At 54.5% G+C, this 16,922-nt stretch carries 15 protein-coding genes; 9 read left to right on the plus strand and 6 right to left on the minus strand.

What is annotated here, in order from left to right; translation table 11 throughout:
- Positions 1-374: 374 nt before the first annotated feature.
- From IPM61_14075 to IPM61_14105, 7 genes are all read left to right on the plus strand, one after another.
- Positions 375-2,459: a DUF4331 family protein gene (locus IPM61_14075; protein MBK8912442.1), complete on the plus strand. Its 2,085-nt coding sequence runs from the start codon at positions 375-377 to the stop codon at positions 2,457-2,459.
- A gap of 217 nt (positions 2,460-2,676) precedes the next feature.
- On the plus strand, positions 2,677-4,032 hold the full coding sequence (locus tag IPM61_14080) for a tetratricopeptide repeat protein (protein ID MBK8912443.1): 1,356 nt from the start codon (positions 2,677-2,679) through the stop codon (positions 4,030-4,032).
- A 36-nt stretch (positions 4,033-4,068) separates the two neighbouring features.
- Positions 4,069-4,557, plus strand: coding sequence for a hypothetical protein (locus tag IPM61_14085; protein ID MBK8912444.1), 489 nt, complete (start codon positions 4,069-4,071; stop codon positions 4,555-4,557).
- 21 nt (positions 4,558-4,578) lie between these two features.
- The gene (locus IPM61_14090) at positions 4,579-5,142 is read left to right on the plus strand and encodes a HupE/UreJ family protein (protein ID MBK8912445.1); all 564 of its coding nucleotides are present in this window, start codon (positions 4,579-4,581) and stop codon (positions 5,140-5,142) included.
- A 125-nt stretch (positions 5,143-5,267) separates the two neighbouring features.
- Positions 5,268-7,367: an ATP-binding protein gene (locus IPM61_14095; GenBank protein ID MBK8912446.1), complete on the plus strand. Its 2,100-nt coding sequence runs from the start codon at positions 5,268-5,270 to the stop codon at positions 7,365-7,367.
- A gap of 141 nt (positions 7,368-7,508) precedes the next feature.
- On the plus strand, positions 7,509-7,922 hold the full coding sequence (locus IPM61_14100; protein MBK8912447.1) for an ester cyclase: 414 nt from the start codon (positions 7,509-7,511) through the stop codon (positions 7,920-7,922).
- Between the two features lie 55 nt (positions 7,923-7,977).
- Complete coding sequence (locus IPM61_14105; GenBank protein ID MBK8912448.1) at positions 7,978-8,583, plus strand: sigma-70 family RNA polymerase sigma factor; 606 nt, start codon at positions 7,978-7,980, stop codon at positions 8,581-8,583.
- 117 nt (positions 8,584-8,700) lie between these two features.
- Here IPM61_14105 and IPM61_14110 read toward each other — a convergent pair whose 3' ends face one another.
- The 4 genes from IPM61_14110 to meaB form a co-directional block, all read right to left on the minus strand.
- Complete coding sequence (locus IPM61_14110; GenBank protein ID MBK8912449.1) at positions 8,701-9,171, minus strand: MOSC domain-containing protein; 471 nt, start codon at positions 9,169-9,171, stop codon at positions 8,701-8,703.
- Between the two features lie 39 nt (positions 9,172-9,210).
- Positions 9,211-10,689: an FAD-binding oxidoreductase gene (locus IPM61_14115; protein ID MBK8912450.1), complete on the minus strand. Its 1,479-nt coding sequence runs from the start codon at positions 10,687-10,689 to the stop codon at positions 9,211-9,213.
- Positions 10,690-10,710: 21 nt separating this feature from the next.
- Positions 10,711-11,298 (minus strand): VOC family protein, encoded by a 588-nt coding sequence (locus IPM61_14120; GenBank protein MBK8912451.1) that lies wholly within the window; start codon positions 11,296-11,298, stop codon positions 10,711-10,713.
- Positions 11,299-11,378: 80 nt separating this feature from the next.
- Positions 11,379-12,344, minus strand: coding sequence for a methylmalonyl Co-A mutase-associated GTPase MeaB (gene meaB, locus IPM61_14125; GenBank protein MBK8912452.1), 966 nt, complete (start codon positions 12,342-12,344; stop codon positions 11,379-11,381).
- A gap of 49 nt (positions 12,345-12,393) precedes the next feature.
- On the opposite strand from meaB, the gene IPM61_14130 reads away from it, so the two are divergent.
- Positions 12,394-14,085, plus strand: a complete 1,692-nt coding sequence (locus IPM61_14130; GenBank protein ID MBK8912453.1) for an acyl--CoA ligase — start codon at positions 12,394-12,396, stop codon at positions 14,083-14,085.
- Positions 14,082-14,708: a bifunctional (p)ppGpp synthetase/guanosine-3',5'-bis(diphosphate) 3'-pyrophosphohydrolase gene (locus IPM61_14135; GenBank protein MBK8912454.1), complete on the plus strand. Its 627-nt coding sequence runs from the start codon at positions 14,082-14,084 to the stop codon at positions 14,706-14,708. The genes IPM61_14130 and IPM61_14135 overlap by 4 nt, the downstream gene beginning before the upstream one ends.
- A 5-nt stretch (positions 14,709-14,713) precedes the next feature.
- Here IPM61_14135 and lpxA read toward each other — a convergent pair whose 3' ends face one another.
- Together lpxA and IPM61_14145 are read right to left on the minus strand one after the other, a co-directional pair.
- Entirely contained in the window at positions 14,714-15,508 is a 795-nt protein-coding gene (lpxA, locus tag IPM61_14140) for an acyl-ACP--UDP-N-acetylglucosamine O-acyltransferase (protein ID MBK8912455.1), read from the minus strand.
- Between the two features lie 5 nt (positions 15,509-15,513).
- Complete coding sequence (locus IPM61_14145; GenBank protein ID MBK8912456.1) at positions 15,514-16,908, minus strand: bifunctional UDP-3-O-[3-hydroxymyristoyl] N-acetylglucosamine deacetylase/3-hydroxyacyl-ACP dehydratase; 1,395 nt, start codon at positions 16,906-16,908, stop codon at positions 15,514-15,516.
- Positions 16,909-16,922 lie beyond the last annotated feature (14 nt).

The raw sequence follows: 16,922 nt of genomic DNA on the forward strand, positions 1-16,922 counted from the left end.
CGAAGGAGTTAGCGAACTCAAATGGCCCGGGATCAAGGAATTTGAGAATAAAAATAAATCCGTTATTGCATTAGAGAAAACACTCTCAAAAATCAAACAAACAACAACAAAGCAACCCCGCTGATTGTTGATTCCGGTTGCTGGCACTTGCTCATCTCAGCCTTCGTTCCCTTTACCAAACCACTGGCGGAGGTGAGGAACAGAAGCCCGACTGCATTGGTTGCAAGGGGAGAGAGTGGAAGCCTCCGAAATCTCATCAAAGATTTTTTTTTCTCCCTTCCTCAATCCGGTTGCTGGCTTTTTCCGTATCTCCCCACAATCAACGCCTGTCGGTATCCCAATAACCGTACCAATTCCTCAAGTAGGGGGCAACAATGAAGAAACGCCACTGGCTGAAAACGCTATCCGGAGCCATAGCAGCTTTGTCGCTTAGCTTGCCGATGCAACCGGCATTCGGCTCCAGCCACCGAGAAGCACCACTTATCAGCAACGACCCGTTAGCTGACAACACGGACCTGTACGTGTTCAGGAGTCCCGACGACCCCAACACCATCACCATCATCGCAAACTACATCCCCTTGGAGCTGCCGGAAGGGGGGCCGAACTACGCCAGCTTCGGCCAGAACATCCAGTACCTTGTCCACATTGATAACGATGCAGGAAAGAAAGGGGATGAGATCGTGTATCGCTTCACCTTCTCCCAAACCAACCAGGACCCAACAACGTTCTTCAACATCCGGCTTGGGAAGGAGAATCTGAAGACCACGTACACCGCCGAGAAGAGCACCGACGGGGGGAAAACCTTCCAGATAATCGTCAACAACGGCATTGTTCCGCCGCCCAATATTGGCCCACGCTCAATTGAGGGGGCGGCTGGGCTGAACAAATCGTACGAGCAACTGATGGCCGCCGCCATCACCACCGCATCCACCGGCGAGACGGTTTTCTGCGGCCCGGTTGATGATCCGTTCTTCGTTGACCTGGGCGGCATTTTCGATCTTGGCCAAACACGCCTGAAAGATGCCCAGGGATTTGAGCGTGCCCGCGATGCGGTGGCCGGGTTCAACTGCCACGCAATCGCGCTGAAGATTCCGATCCAGCTTGTCCAAAAAGATGGGAAGCCGGTTAGCGAAGCCAAAAACATCCTTGATGGCGACTACACGATTGGCGTGTGGACCAGTGCCAGCCGCCCAAAAGTCACCACGCTCCGCACCGACGGGAATCCCCCCGACGTTTCCGGCGAATGGGTGCAGGTCTCGCGGCTTGGAATGCCGCTGACGAACGAGGCCGTGGTCCCAATCGGCATGAAAGATTACTGGAATGCAATCACCCCGTACGATGATGCCGAGGTGGCGGTGTTCGCGAAGTACTTCATGAACCCAGAGCTTGCGTTGTACATGGACGACAGCCAGTTCGGCGGCGCGGTTCCGGCGTTTGCGAAGCTGCGCATCCAATCCAAGTCGTTAGGCTCGTTCGATTTCCGCAACGGGAAAGATGGGCTGTTCGGGCTTCCGGAATCGGCACGCGCAGGGACGGCACTGAGCGACCAACTGTTCGGCGGCATCCTGCTGGGGAAAGGCGAGCCACGCCGCGTTGACGTTCTTCCGGCATTCTACACCGGCGTTCCGAACGTTCCGCCGTACCAGCTTGCCACCGGAAAAAATGGGAACCCGCTTGCCGTTGGGAAGCCATTCGCTAACAATTTCCTTCCGTCATTGGGTGATATGCTTCGGCTGAACATGGCCGTTCCGGTAACGCCGCGCAACGATCCAAAATTCAGCTCGCTGGGGCTGGTGCAAGCCGCCGTGCTTGGCCTGACCGATCCGGCCTACAACCAAGATGCCAGCCTTCAGTTCATCCCGAACATGGATGGATTCCCGAACGGCCGCCGCTTGGAGGATGACGTTACCCGAATCGAGCTTCAAGCGGTGGCGGGCGTTGTGCTTGCTGCGGTTGGGCTGTGGTACGATGACTATATCCCGGGCCAAACAAGCTCGCCAGTTACGCCGGGGCTGCTGGGCGTGCTGACCTACTCCGCAGGGCCGGAAGCCAACGACCTTCCATTCCGCGCCGAATGGCCATACATGGCCCCGCCACATCGCGGCTACGATTACGTGAAAAAGCTGACAACCGGAATCCGCCGCGACGACGACCCAACGCCCGCAAGCGCGCTTGGTATCTCCGCTCCGGTTGGGCAGTTCGTGGGCCAGAATTTCCCGAACCCAGCCGCTACCGAAACGCAACTCCGTTTCCACGTCAACGCCGTGGGGAACACTCGCGTGGTGGTCTATGATGTCCACGGAAACCAAGTCACCACGTTGGTGAACCAGCGTGTGGAGCCAGGAACCTACGTCACCAAATGGGAGCCAACCCAAGATGTGCCGTCGGGAACATACTTGGCCCAGCTTGTGGTCAACGGCTCCACCGTCTCTTCCATGAAGATCACGCTGGAACGGTAAACTTGGGAGGATAAGAAGAGGAGGGGGGGGATTGCGATCATGCTCCACTGGCAGTTGCCAGAACAAGGAGTGATATGAGGGAGAGAGTCTCTCTCTCTATCCATCTGGCAACTGCCGGGAGCATGAATCCAACCAGCTCGGAAACGAAGCAAACTCCAAACACACACACTCACGCACATTGGCCGAAGCAAAAAGGCTGCAAAACCTGCAAACCACCATGGCTTTTATCCTCCGATCTTCCGCAACCATCCTGCTGCTAATTGCCTTGCTTACCGGCTGCGGAGATCAGCAGCAGCAAGCCGCAGCAAGCAACGGCCAGACGACAACAGCGGCATCGGGTTCTTTGCTCCCTGATTTGAAGAAGCGGACGTTTGAATCCCAGCCTTCGCCGGAGTTCGCAAAGTGGCAAAAGCAGATTGCGGAATATCAAGCCGAGGTTGCGAAACATCCCGACCAGCTGGCCAACTACTTGAAAGCTGCGGAAATCTACTTGCAGGAATCGCGGGTTTCGGGCGATCATCATTTCTACATCCCGGTTGCCAGCGCAATTCTGGACACCGTGCTTGTCCGCCAGCCGAACAACTTCCAGGGGCTGATGCTGCGGGCATTCATCTCCATGACGCAGCATCAGTTTGCCAACGCCAAGCAGCAAATCCAGAAAGCGATTGCCACCAACAGCAAGAACGCTTTTGCTTGGGGGGTGCTGTGCGATGCCTTTGTTGAGCTTGGCCAGTACGACAGCGCGGTGGTGGCCTGCGATTCGATGATGGCGATTCGCCCCGACATCCGTGCCTACTCCCGCGCCTCCTACTTGCGCGAACTGTTCGGCGATGCAAAAGGGGCGATGGAGTTAATGGTTCAAGCCGTCAACTCCGGCGGATCGGGGGAGGAATCGAAGGCTTGGGCGGCCTACACGCTGGGGATGCTCTACCTTAACGCAGGGAAGCTGGACACCGCCCAGTATATTTTCCAGAAAACATTGGAGGAACGCCCTTCCTATCCATACGCCACGGCCGGGCAAGCAATGGCGAAAGGAATGCGGGGGGAATACCCTGCGGCAATGGAGCTTCTAACAGGGGTGATGGAGGTTTCCACCGAGCATATTTTCCTTGAACAGCTTGCCGATCTCTATTTGGCCATGAACAAACCGCAGGAAGCAAAGGGGCTGGAGCAGAAGGTGATCGAGGCGTTCAAGCAACATGAGGAATCGGGGTGGAATGTTGATCGTGAGCTTGCGCTGTTTTCGGCGAACCACCGGATCAATCTGGACGACGCGGTGGCGCGTGCCAAACGGGATCACCAATCCCGCCCGGCAAACATTGATGCTTGCGACACCTACGCTTGGGCACTTTTCCAAAACAACACCGCTGCCGACGCGCTTCCGCTAATCCGCACCGCGATTCGGATGAACACGCAGCACGCAACGCTTTTCTACCACGCCGCCGCGATCTACGCCGCCAACAACCTTCGCGATAGCGCAGCAATTCTGCTGAAGAAAGCCACAGCAATCAACCCGGGAATTGACATTATCAACCGTGCGGCAGCCGATAGCTTGCGGCTACGTCTCCGCTAACCGTTCTTCGTTCCTTTTACTCTGTTTTTCCATTTCATGGGATCACGTTTCTTCGCTCCCCGTTCGGTGTTGATCGCGCTTCTGCTGGTTGTGCCAGCAATGGCGGGGCGGTTGCAAGCGCGTCACGATATCCATATCGGCTACTGCCGTGCAGTGGTGTTCCCAACGGTGGTCAGCGGGAAAGTCACCTACTACAAGGACGATTTTTTTGCGGCACTGCGCCAGCATCAACTGCAAGCGGAGTTGAAGTCACCCGATTTCTATTCCTACCTGAACCAACACTTGCAGCTGCATGAAGGGGAGCGGGCAATCCCCTTAATCGTGGATCAATATGGCGAAGATGAATCCACCATTTGGTTCACCTTCAAGTTCTATTTCACCCGTGCCAGCAAGACGTTGCAGCTGCTTCATTCCTCCATTACCGATCTGCACCGCGACCAGCTAAACATCACGAACATTACCGGGTTGGCCGAAGCAAGCGGAACGTTATCGGCAACAAGCCCTTTGCTGCAACTGAACCTCTAAACAAACGGGACAAAGGCTGAGATGAACGAGTTCGGGACGTTTTTCAACATTGGGTTGCGCCATATCCTTGAAGGCTACGATCATCTCCTGTTCTTGCTTGGGTTGATCCTTGTGGCGCGTTCATGGCGCACGTTGCTGGCGGTTGTCAGCGCGTTCACCATTGCCCACTCCACCACGTTAGCACTCAGCGCGCTGGACCTGTTGGCAATCCCTTCAATCATCACCGAAACGCTGATTGCCGCCTCGATTGTGTACGTCGGCATCGAGAACAACGTGCGCGGGGGGGAAGGCTCGCAGCGGTGGATTGTTGCTGGCTTGTTTGGATTGATCCACGGCGCAGGGTTTTCCGGCCATCTTGTTGGCTTGCTGAAAGGGGTGATGGAGCAAGGAAGCACGTGGCCAGCATTGATCGGCTTCAATGTGGGGATCGAGGTTGGGCAGGTGATTGTTGTGCTTGCGGCACTGCCATTGCTTTGGCTGGCTGAAAAACAAGGGCTTCGGGAAAAGATTGTCCCCGAAGTTTCGCGGATGATTGCCGCCGTTGGTGGCGTGCTGGTGGTTGCCAGAATATGGGGGATTGAGTGAATCAGTCCTTTGGAATCCCGTAATCGTCCAGCGAAATCCTTCGGGTAATCTTTCAGCAACCGACACCAAGTTTCCGATTCACCACCTATCTTTGGTGCTGTCATCGTTTTCCTTGCACAGCACCCATGACTTCCCGAATCGCAGACCGCCTTGCTGCCGGACGGCGCAAACATTTTGTTGGCCGCCAGGGCGAGGTTTCGTTGTTCCGGTCGGCAATCGCTGCCGGCCAACTCCCTTTCCATGTCCTGTACGTTACGGGGCCCGGGGGGGTGGGGAAGACGACGCTGCTTCACCGCTACATCAGCATCGCAACCGAGGAGTTCGGGTTCCCATCGGGCATTATTGACGCACGGAACGTTGAGCCAACCCCTGTGGCGTTCGGCAACGCCTTGCGGGCATTGTTTCAGCTTCCGTTGGAGGCTTCCCCGGTGGAGCATCTGGGGCAGCTTCCTTCCCGCTTTATTCTTTGCATTGACACCTACGAATCGCTGGAAACGTTGGAGGAGTGGATTCGCGAGGAGTTCATCCCGCAGCTTCCCGCCAACGTGCTGGTTGTGCTTGCCGGAAGAAATCACCCACCAAATGAATGGAGAACCGACCCCGGGTGGCAGGAGCTTGTTCGGATTCAGCCGCTGCGGAATTTGCAGACCGAGGAAAGCCGTGAGTATCTGACCGGGCGGAGCATCCCCAGCGACCAGCAGCAGGCGGTGCTGGATTTCACCTACGGCCACCCGCTGGCATTGTCGCTGGTGGCGGATGTCTTTGCCTATCATGGAAACATCCATTTCACCCCGGAGCTGCAGCCGGACATTGTGAAGATGCTGCTGGAAAGATTTCTGCAGCGGGTTCCTGGACCGGCGCACCGGGTGGCGTTGGAGGCGTGCGCGCTGGTTCGCGTCACCACCGAAACGCTGCTGGCCGAAATGGTTGGATTGCCCGGAACCCACGAACTGTTCCACTGGCTTCGCTCCCTTTCGTTTGTGGAATCGGCTGCCGATGGGCTGTTCCCGCACGACCTTACCCGCGAAGCATTAGTTGCCGACCTCCGTTGGCGCAATCCCGATTGGTATATCGAGCTTCACCGCCGCGCCCGCAGCTACTACGCAACCCGACTGCAACAGGCTCAAAGCCACGACCAGCAACGATTGCTGTTCGATTACACCTACCTCCATCGTGATAATCCGGTCATGCGGCAGATGTTCCTGTGGCAGGGGGTGGGGAATGCTTTGGCCGACTTCTCGCGGGAATCGGATTTCCCGCAATTACTCCAAATGGTGCAACGCCATGAAGGGGATCAATCGGCGGAGCTTGCGGCCTTCTGGTTCCAACGCCAGCCGGAAGGGGTGCTGGTGCTGCGAACGCCGCAGGGAACTCCGGTTGGATTTCTGATGACGCTATCGCTGGAACAGATGGCTCCGGAAGACCGCGAACGGGACCCGGCAACGTCCGCTTGTTGGGCGTATTTGCAGCAGCACGCGCCGCTGCGCGCTGGCGAGCGTGCCACGCTGTTCCGCTACTGGATGGCCGCCGATAGCTACCAGGATATTTCCCCGGTACAAAGCTCGGCGTTTATCAATGTTGGGCGGTATTACCTGACGACCCCGAACCTTGCCTTCACCTTTTTCCCCTGCGCCAACCCAGATTTTTGGGCGCAAGGCTTCACGTACATTGATCTTCATCGCTTGCCGGAAGCCGATTATTCGGTTGCTGGGCATCGGTTCGGGGTGTATGGCCATGATTGGCGCGTTGTTCCGCCGATGCAGTGGCTGGCAGTGCTGGCCGAGCGGGAAACCGCCGGGGCAAACGTGGCTGGCAAGGGGGAAAAGCTGCCAGCAATGCCCCAAATCATTGTGCTCAGCAAGGATGCGTTTGACGAGGCTGTGCAAGCCGCAATCAAGCAGTTCACCGCGCCAGATCGTTTGCAAGGGAATCCGTTGCTTCGCTCGAGGTTGGTGCAGGAAGACGAACGTTCAACAACCACAGCCACGGCAATTGAAGTGCTTCAGGAGGTCATCCAAGCTGCGGCTGAACAACTTCAAGCAAATCCAAAGGAGGAGAAATTTTACCGGGCGGTCTATCGGACCTATCTCCATCCGGCAATCTCCCAAGAACGTGCGGCTGAGTTGTTGGATATCCCTTTCAGCACCTACCGCCGCCACCTGAAATCAGGGCTGGAGCGGATTCAGGATATTTTATGGCAGCGTGAGCTTGCCGGAGGCAGATAAAAAAAATTGAGCAAAACAGAAGAATGAGCAGAAAATGAGCAGTGAATGGTCTGGACGGTGAGCAATCGCCGGGGGTAAGTTGCGGTTGTCAGAATATCACATCTGGCAACCGCGTTTTTTTTATCGAAATCACCAATACCGATGGCAACAGGAATAGTTCAACGGATCATTGACGCTTGGAACAGCCATGATATCGAGCGGATCATGGAGCTTCACGATTGCCAGTATGAAGGGGGTGATGTTGGGCTTGCGGAGAAGGTTCTGGGGCATCAAGGGATTCGGACCGCCTATCTCCGCTTTTTTCGGGCCTTCCCGGACATCGTCATCACGGTAGCGGACCAAGTGGAGTCCGACGAGCGGGTGGTGATTCACTGGGTGGCGGTGGGGACGCATCGCGGCAGTTTTATGCGGATACCGGCTTCCAACAAAACGATCAGCGTTCACGGCGTTTCGCTGCTGACGCTGAAAAACGGCAAAATCTTGAAAGGAACAAGGGTTTGGGATGTAGCAGGATTGCTTCGGGAGATCGGGTTGCTGCCCGATTTACAGGCGTAATCCGAAATGCACGGAAATGATGCTTCCAACCAACTTCACTAACCAACGTCCCGCCATGAATATTGCTGACACTTGCAAACTATTAAGCGACGCAGAGCTTCTGCAGCAGATCGTCGAGAAGAACATGAAGGCGATTTCGGAGCTGTACGACCGCTACAACCGGCAGCTGTACGCGCTGGTGCTGAACATCGTGAAGGACGATGCCGAGGCGGAAGATATTCTGCAGGAAGTCTTCATGCAGATTTGGAAGAAAGCCCCAACGTACAACCGCGAACTTGGCTCGCCCAAAACGTGGCTGTTACGGATGACCCAAAACAAAGCCATTGACCTGATCCGCTCGAAGCGGTACCAGCAGAAGAAACAGGAAGCGTTTTCGCTGGACGACCAAGATGAATTAGGCGCAGCCGTTGGCCATAGCGAGAACAGCACTTGGGGAGCGGTGATGCACCAAGAGCAACGCACATACTTGTTTGAGGCGTTAAGGAAGCTGCCGATCGAGCAGCGGCACTTGATTGAGAAAGCGTTTTTGGAAGGATATACCCACCAAGAATTATCCGATGCGATGGCGATTCCGTTAGGAACCATCAAAACCAGGATCAGAACAGGGATGATGGCATTGCGGAAAGAGCTTGCGTTTCTGCAAGAGGATTATGCTCTATAATGGATATTATGTCATCTAAGTTTTATTCAACCCAAGTATTATCCCTCCCTATCCCGCGATTCTTGCCTCTTTTGATAACTACTCAGCGTTGATTGATGGCCTTTCGTGCCGAACTGGCTACTTCTCGATCCTCGTAATCGCATCCCCAACCCGAATTGTTCCTTCCTGAAGAACGCTGGCGTACAGCCGGCTCCAACCCGGATTCGTCTTCTGCGACACCCGCTGAATTGCCCCGCCCGCAAACGCAAACTTGATGGAACTGCACGGCACAGCAAAACCGGTAATCTCAAGCATCACACCTTCGCCAAGCTGCAACCGGTCGCCAGCCGACAGCTGCGACAGGTCAATCCCCGCCGTCGTGATGTTCTCGCCGATGTCCCCGGGGGTTATCGGATTGCCCTCGGCTTGCAACGCCGTAATCTGCTCCAGCGAGTACAAGCAAAGCGCGCGGGTTGGCCCACCATGATGCACCATGTCAAGATGAGCATCGCCACGGATGCCAAGCTCGGTTACTTCTCCTTCAGGAACGGGCAGTTTTGGCACGCCGCCGTTGGAGATATTGATCTGGTGAATGATTCCGTTGCTCATCTGTTCGTTTGTCTTTTACCCGTTGCTGATTGCCATGCTTCAAAACAGAGTTCCAACTCCAAGCACGTTGTTGGGGTCCAGCGTTTGCTTGGCTTGCCACATTGCTTCCATCGCTTGTTTGCCAAGCATCTGCCGCAGGTAGCTCCGTTTCAGTTTCCCAATTCCATGTTCTGCCGAAACAGTTCCCCCCAGGGCAATTGCTTTGCTCACCAAAGAATCATACACCAGCTTGGCCTGCTGAAACTCGTGGCCGCCACGCAGCAGCATATTTGCGTGAAGGTGGCAATTCCCCAAATGCCCGTACGTGACGGTTGCCAGCCCGCTGCTGGCGAACTGCTGGCGGTAGTGGCTGTACAACTCCTGGAACCTATCTTCCGGCACCGCCATATCTGTCCCGATCTTCGTTTGGCCGTGGGCGGTTAGATACTCGTACACTGCCGACGGAATCGCGTGGCGCAACGCCCGCATTCGCTCCAACTCCTGCTCCTGCTGTCCAAACCAGCTTTCCTCCATCATCGCTTTATGCCGTTGGAACAGGCTGAGCCATTCGGCCATGGCCTGCTCGTCGGAATCCCCCTGCAAATCCTGCTCAATCCAGATTGCCCCGCCAATCGCGCCATCGGGAATTCTTGCGAACTTCTGGCGAACAAGCTCCAGCGCGTTCTGGTCGGCAAACTCAAGGATGTTGGAGGTCAGCGGGTCGTTCGGATTGCGCGAGCGTGTGCGGATTTCGGCGGCGCAACGGAGCAGCGGCTCCAATGCTCGGAAAAAGATCACCCCGCCAAGCCGTGCGCTGGGAATCGGTATCACCCGAAACGTGACGGCGGTGACAACCCCCAGCGTCCCTTCCATCCCGATGAACAGGTCAACAAGGTCCATCCCAGATTTCAGGAAATACCCGCTCGCGTTTTTGATGGATGGAATGGGGAGATCGGGAATCGTGAGGTTCAGCGTGGAGCCTTCCAGCGTCTGTAATCGGGCGGTTGTGCCGTTGGCAATCGCCTCCCCCCTGCCCAGCCGCAGCCGTTCCCCCGATGCCAGCACAACATGGAGTTGCTCCACCCATTGCCGGGTTGCGCCGTACCGAAAGGTGTGTGCCCCCGAAGCATTGGTGGCCACCATTCCGCCGATGGTGCAGGTTGGTTCGGTGGGGTCTGGTGGAAGAAACAGCCCGTGGATTGCCGCAGCCTCGCGCAGCTGGAACAACCGTGTTCCGGCCCCGGCAGTGATCGTTGGTTTGGTGGGGTCAGCCCTCTCAATTATTGGATCGGGGCATATCCGCTCGGTGGAGAGTATCCATCCATCGGCAGCACCGCCCTGGGGAACGGCCCCCCCCACAAGCCCGGTTCTTCCGCCAGAAACGGTTACGCGCTTCCCCTGCTGATTGGCGGCCTTGAGAACCTCAACCACCTCCTCCTCATGTTGTGGGAACCAGACCGCTTCGGCCATCCCCCCAGCAAGATTGGATGCATCCCGCAGGAAAGGATAGATAGAGTCGGGATCACGGCGAACGAGCATGGCGATGCACCCTGAATGTTTCTACAACACACCAGCAAGCGGGGAAATAAAGCCGGTGTATCCCCAACGCCGTTCCACAATTTCAAGCACCGTATGTGGGACTCCATCCACAAGCTCTGGGACAGAATAGATTTGGCGGAAAGGGACATTGGGCATTCCTGAAACCTCATGCTCGAAGGAGATTCCATGCTCGGTAAACCGTTGGACTGCCATTTCGATATCCTCCACCACAACGGCAAGGTGATGAAGTCCTGCGTCGGTAAACCGCCGAACCCAATCAGGGATTGGGGAGCCAACCCCACGCGTATCGTTGAATGCTTGGTCAAGGTAGATCGGTGGGAACCCGGGCTTCCGGTAAACTTTTGCCCACCATGAATCCCGCTCGATTACTCCCAAGTTCGTATCGAACCTGAATCCCAATGCCTCAAACTCCAGCGCCCGCTCCTGCACATCCAACGTGCGGATTGATAGATGATCTATCGAAGGGCGCAAACCAACCCCTGCTTGGGTCAGCAACGAATGCACGATTTGCCCCGCCTTGTTCGATTCGATAAACTGGCGGATGTATTGCTGGATAACCTGCTCGATATGCCGATTAGCGATTTCCATGGCGTTAGTAGGAAAGTTGGAAGAGATGTGAGGAAACGGTTTTCTGGATGATGCTTCGCCAGTTTGCGTCCCCGGGGAAGCTACTGGGCGATTCCAACCCCCTCGATAATCGCCATTGCCGCACCGGTTGGCGATTGTGAGTAGGCCGTGACAAGCTCAATCTGGGCGCGAAGATCATTTCTTCGTTCAGCGGTCCAAAAACGCTGGCGCAGGCGGTTCTCAACTTCTTCAACAATCCGCTCTTCCTCCCGATTTTTCCGCCGTTCCTGGAACGTTCCGTGCTCCTGGGCATGTGCGCGGTGCGCTTGGATTGCCTCACCAATTTTGGAAATTCCTTCGCCGGTCATTCCAATTGTTTTTATGACTGGGGGATTCCACTGCGCGGGGTCGTGGGTGATTTTGAAAGTAAGGATGGTTTTCAGCGCGGCCACCGCTTGGTCCGCGCCATCCCTGTCCGATTTGTTCATCACGAAGATATCGGCAATCTCCATCAGCCCAGATTTCATTGCTTGGATCGAGTCCCCCGATTCCGGCACCAGCACAACGATTGTGGTGTCGGCGGCCTTCGCAATGTCCAGTTCCGACTGGCCAACGCCCACGGTTTCAAAAATGATGATGTCGTATCCGCTTGCGGCCAGCACATCGGCCAGTTCTTGCGCTTTCCCGCTTAGCCCCCCCAAACTTCCCCGGGAAGCCATCGAGCGGATGAAGACGTCGGGGTCCAGCGTCTCCGATTGCATTCGGATCCGATCGCCAAGAATTGCCCCACCGGTGAATGGAGATGTTGGGTCAATGGCAATCACCGCCACCCGTTTTCCGGCTGCGCGGTAGTGGCGGATCATCTGCTGGGTAATGGTTGATTTCCCAGCCCCAGGTGGTCCAGTGATGCCGATCCGGTAGCTGTTCCCCGAGCGCGGATAGAGTGCCGAAAGAAGCTCCACCCACCCCCTCCCTTCGTTTTCCACCACCGAAAGGGCGCGGGTGATTTGCCGCTTATTGCCGGCAAGAATGGCATCTATCTTTTCTTGTATATTGGTTTCAGTCATGGCCGCCAAAGTTATGAAGAAGCGGCAACTGCGCAACGACACAGCACACATGGAAATCAATACCCTAATCCAAGAAGCACGCACGGTGCAGGGGGAAGCTCTATCCCCAAGCCACATCCGTTTCACTTCCGTTGGCGAAATGCTGGTGCAGCAGGCAATCGCACAAGCGGATCACCTCTATCTCTCCTTTGCCGAAGATGGCGTTATTCAGCAGCGATACACCTACCTCCAGTTCAAGGATGCCGTTGCCAGCATTGCCGCTGCACTGGTGGAAAAAGGGATACGGCGTGGAGATGCGATTGCCACATTTGGGCATAATCACCCCCAGACCGTCATCCAATATTTTGCGGCCTGGTGGATTGGCGCGGTTGTTGTCCCGATTAACCCCGGCGAGGATGATGCGCGGATTGAGTTTATCCTGAAAAACTCCCAAAGCCAACTGATATTCGTTCGGGAGGAATATGCCGAGCGGCTTGAGGCAATTCTGAAAAATGGAGAATATTCGGCGGAGATGATCCATTGCGGAGGGAGCCGCGACCAATTCCAAGCATTGTTGGAGTCGGACTCCCCTCACGTTCCACACGCCGCCGATTGCCTTGAATCCCCTTGCTTAATTGTTTATACCAGCGGCACAACGGGAGTCCCGAAAGGGGTCCAGCTTTGCCAGGGGAACCTGTTTGCCGATGCCGAAGGGATTTCCCAATGGCATGGAATTAACCCCGCAACGGTGATGATGTGCGTGCTTCCCATCCACCATGTGAACGGCACAATCGTAACGCTGGTGACACCGATGTACGCGGGTGCATCCGTTGTGCTTTGCCGGAAATTCCAATCGCAGCATTTCTTCCCAATTATCGCCCAAGAAAAAGTCGCGATTGTTTCGGTGGTGCCAACATTATTGGCGTTTTTATTGGAGGCGGGAATCAACCATGCTGAATATGATCTTCAGCATTTCCGGCATATTATCTGCGGTGCGGGCCCATTAACCTGCGAGCTTGCGGGGCGGTTCGAGGCACGGTTCGGTTTCCCGATTATTCACGGCTACGGATTGTCGGAAACCACCTGCTATTCCTGCTTCCTCCCAACTGATTTACCTGCCAACCAGCACCAGCAATGGATGCAGAAGTATGGTTATCCAAGCATCGGCGTTGCAATTCCGCAGAATGAAATGGCGATTCATGACGAGCATGGCCAACCGGTTCCGCCGGGCCAGCGTGGTGAGATCGTAATTCGTGGGCACAACGTTATGCTGGGGTATTTCCAAAATGATGATGCCAACCAAAAAGCGTTCACGTTCGGCTGGTTCCGCAGCGGCGACGAAGGATTTATGGTGATGGATAGCACCATAGATAGCGACCAACGTCCATATTTTTTCATCACTGGTAGGCTAAAAGAACTCATTATTCGCGGTGGTGTGAATATCTCCCCGTTAGAAATAGATGAAGTAATAAACTCGCACCCAAAAGTTGCGGCTGGGATCGCCGTCGGGTTCGAAAATAATATGTACGGGGAAGAAGTTGGGGCGTACGTCAAGCCGTGCGACGACACCTTGACCGAAGCGGAATTACTTGAATACTGCCGCCTTCGCTTGCCGGCGTTTAAGGCTCCGAAAGTGGTGATTTTTGGAGAAGACATCCCCGTAACATCAACCGGAAAGTACCAGCGCAACAGGGTGAAGCATCTGTTTGTTGATTACAAGGATCACCAATTTAACGAACGAAAATCGGCGACGAACGGATGACTCAGCCAAAATTCGACACCAGCTACAATCGAACATGGCTGCCGTTGCAAGAATTAGCAACCAAGATTGCAGCCCATATTTCTCCGGCTGACTGGCTGCGGGTTAGTTCTGCTTACGAAATGGCAGAAAACATCCATCTCTATCAAAAACGGAATGATGGAACGCCCTATTTCTGGCATTGTACGCGGGTGGTGAAAATACTTACCCACGAGCTAGATGTCACCTATCCGAATCTTATCATCGCCGCAATCTTGCACGACTCTTTGGAAGATTCAGACATTCTAAACCACGAGATTTTGGAGTATAATTTTGGATCCGATGTGAGTTCTTGGGTGGAGATATTGACCAAGCAGGTGCGGGTAAAGGATGAAGCGGAAAAGCTGGCAATTAACACGGAGTATCGCCAAAGAATTCAGGAAGGGCCGATTGAATGTCAAATTATCAAACTGGCGGATCGTTTGGACAACACGCGCTGCATTCAATTCAATCTGAAGCGCAACCCATTCTCCTATATTCAAGAAACCCGCGAACATTATTTGCCAATGACCGATGGCTCGGCAAGGCCAGAATTGTGCAGGTTAGCAGAGAAAATCGTTGTTGAAATGAATCGCTATTTGGGGTGATTCCACTAACCCGCACGCCGGGCAGGAATAATGCCGCGAGTGCTTCGTTTAATAAACTCGACAATGTCTTGAACTTCTTGATGCGCTCCCAAATCGCGTTCAAGCTGCTCGATTGCATCGGTGATATTAAGGCCAGCGTGATACAGGATACGGTATGATTCGGTGATAACATCAATGGATTCTTCGGTGAACCCGCGCCGCCGCAGCCCAATAGTATTAACGCCGGAAAATGATAGCGGATGATGCCCGGCACGAACAAATGGCGGCACATCCTTCATCACACGGAACCCCGCCCCCACCATCGCGTGTTTGCCAATTTTTTCGAACTGGTGAACGCCAGTTAATCCGCCAACAATAGCCCAATCGCCAACTTCGGCATGGCCGCCAAGCTGCACGGCGTTCGCAAGAATAACGTTGTTCCCCACAATGCAGTCGTGAGCCACGTGGCAGTAGGCCATAATTAAACAGTCATTTCCAACAACTGTTTTTCCCGTTGCCGAGGTGCCGCGATGAACAGTGACGTATTCACGAATCACCGTTCTGTCGCCAATAATCACCACCGACTCTTCGCCAGCGAATTTCAGATCCTGCGGGGTTGCGCCCAGTGCCGCGCCAGTAAATATTTTGCAGTCCTCCCCAATCCGTGTGCCTGATTTAATGTGGGCGTGGGCTTGGATATGAGTTCCATTCCCCACAACAACATTTTCCTCGATCACCACGAACGGTTCAACAATAACGTTATCGCCGATAGACGCATCGGGATGAACAACAGCAAGGTGGTTGATGGTTGGATTTTGCATTTGCATCAACTTGGATTGGTTCTGTCGCCGACGGCTACGGTTAGTTCTGCTTCTGCAACCAGCGTACCGTTTACGGTTGCTCGTCCAGAGAAAAGATACGTGTTGAATTTCTTCGATTTCAAGGAAACCTCAAACTGGAGCTGGTCCCCCGGCAATACTGGCTTGCGGAACTTGCAGTTATTGATTCCCATAAATAATGCCAACTTTTGCTTCGCATTTCCTCCCATATCCTGCATCAGCAATATTCCCCCCGTCTGCGCCATAGCTTCCACAATCAGCACTCCGGGCATAATGGGCTGTTCAGGGAAGTGTCCGATAAAAAATGGTTCGTTGATGGTAACGTTTTTTAGCCCGATTACCTTTTTCGCCTCAAGGTCAACATCTAAAATTCTATCAACTAACAGGAATGGGTAGCGATGCGGGAGGATATTCATGATTGAGCGAATATCCATCGGAGGGGATTTTTTTTGCGCAGCCCTGCTTTTTTCTGCGGCGCGTTTGATTTTCCGAGCGAACTCAATATTGCTGGCGTGTCCAGGCCGTGCGGCAAGGATATGGGCTTTTACCGGGGCACCAGCAAGCGCAAGATCGCCCAATAAATCAAGAAGTTTGTGGCGGGCTGGTTCGTTCACAAAACGCATGGAGCCATTATTCAGCACCCCTGTGGATCCCAGCACCACCGACCCATCAATTCCCAGACGGTGCGACATCTCGTTGATCTCACTTTGATCAACATCTTTATCAACAATAACGATTGCATTGTCAAGCCGCCCACCTTTAATCAGCCCTTCGCTCCGCAGCCATTCCACTTCGGTTAAAAAACAGAACGTGCGTGCGGGGGCAACCTCTTTTACGAACTCCGACTCCAAATTCAGAAGCCCGGAATGCTGGCGACCCAGTGCCGGATTGCGGTAATCTATCATTACCGTCATTTGGAAATTCTGGTTAGGAAGCGCGGTAATCTCCACCCCTTTTGCCTCATTCGCATATTTAACAATCGAATCTACAACAATAAAATTCCGAGGGGTTTGCTGGTCAACAATTCCTGCTTGCATTAAAACTTCGGTGAACGGCATCGCGCTGCCGTCGCCAACTGGAGGCTCGTTATTGGAAAGTTCAATGGAGCAATTGTCTATTTCCAAGCCGGTCAGTGCAGCCAAAACGTGCTCGACGGTGTGGATGCTAACTCCATCACGCGAAAGAGTTGTCCCGCGCGAGACATCGGTGACTAAATCAACATCGGCTGGGACTTCCGGTGCGTCGGGAAGGTCGGTGCGCAGAAATCGGAATCCATGATTTTCCGGTGCCGGGCGGAAGGTAATGGTGGAAGGATTACCAGTATGCAATCCAACGCCGCTGAAGCTGACCGGGGAAGCAATGGTGTGTTGTGTTGTTTTCATGATTTTCAGTCTAA

It is taken from the genome of Chlorobiota bacterium, from assembly GCA_016710285.1.
GTDB lineage: Bacteria > Bacteroidota > Ignavibacteria > OLB7 > OLB7 > OLB7.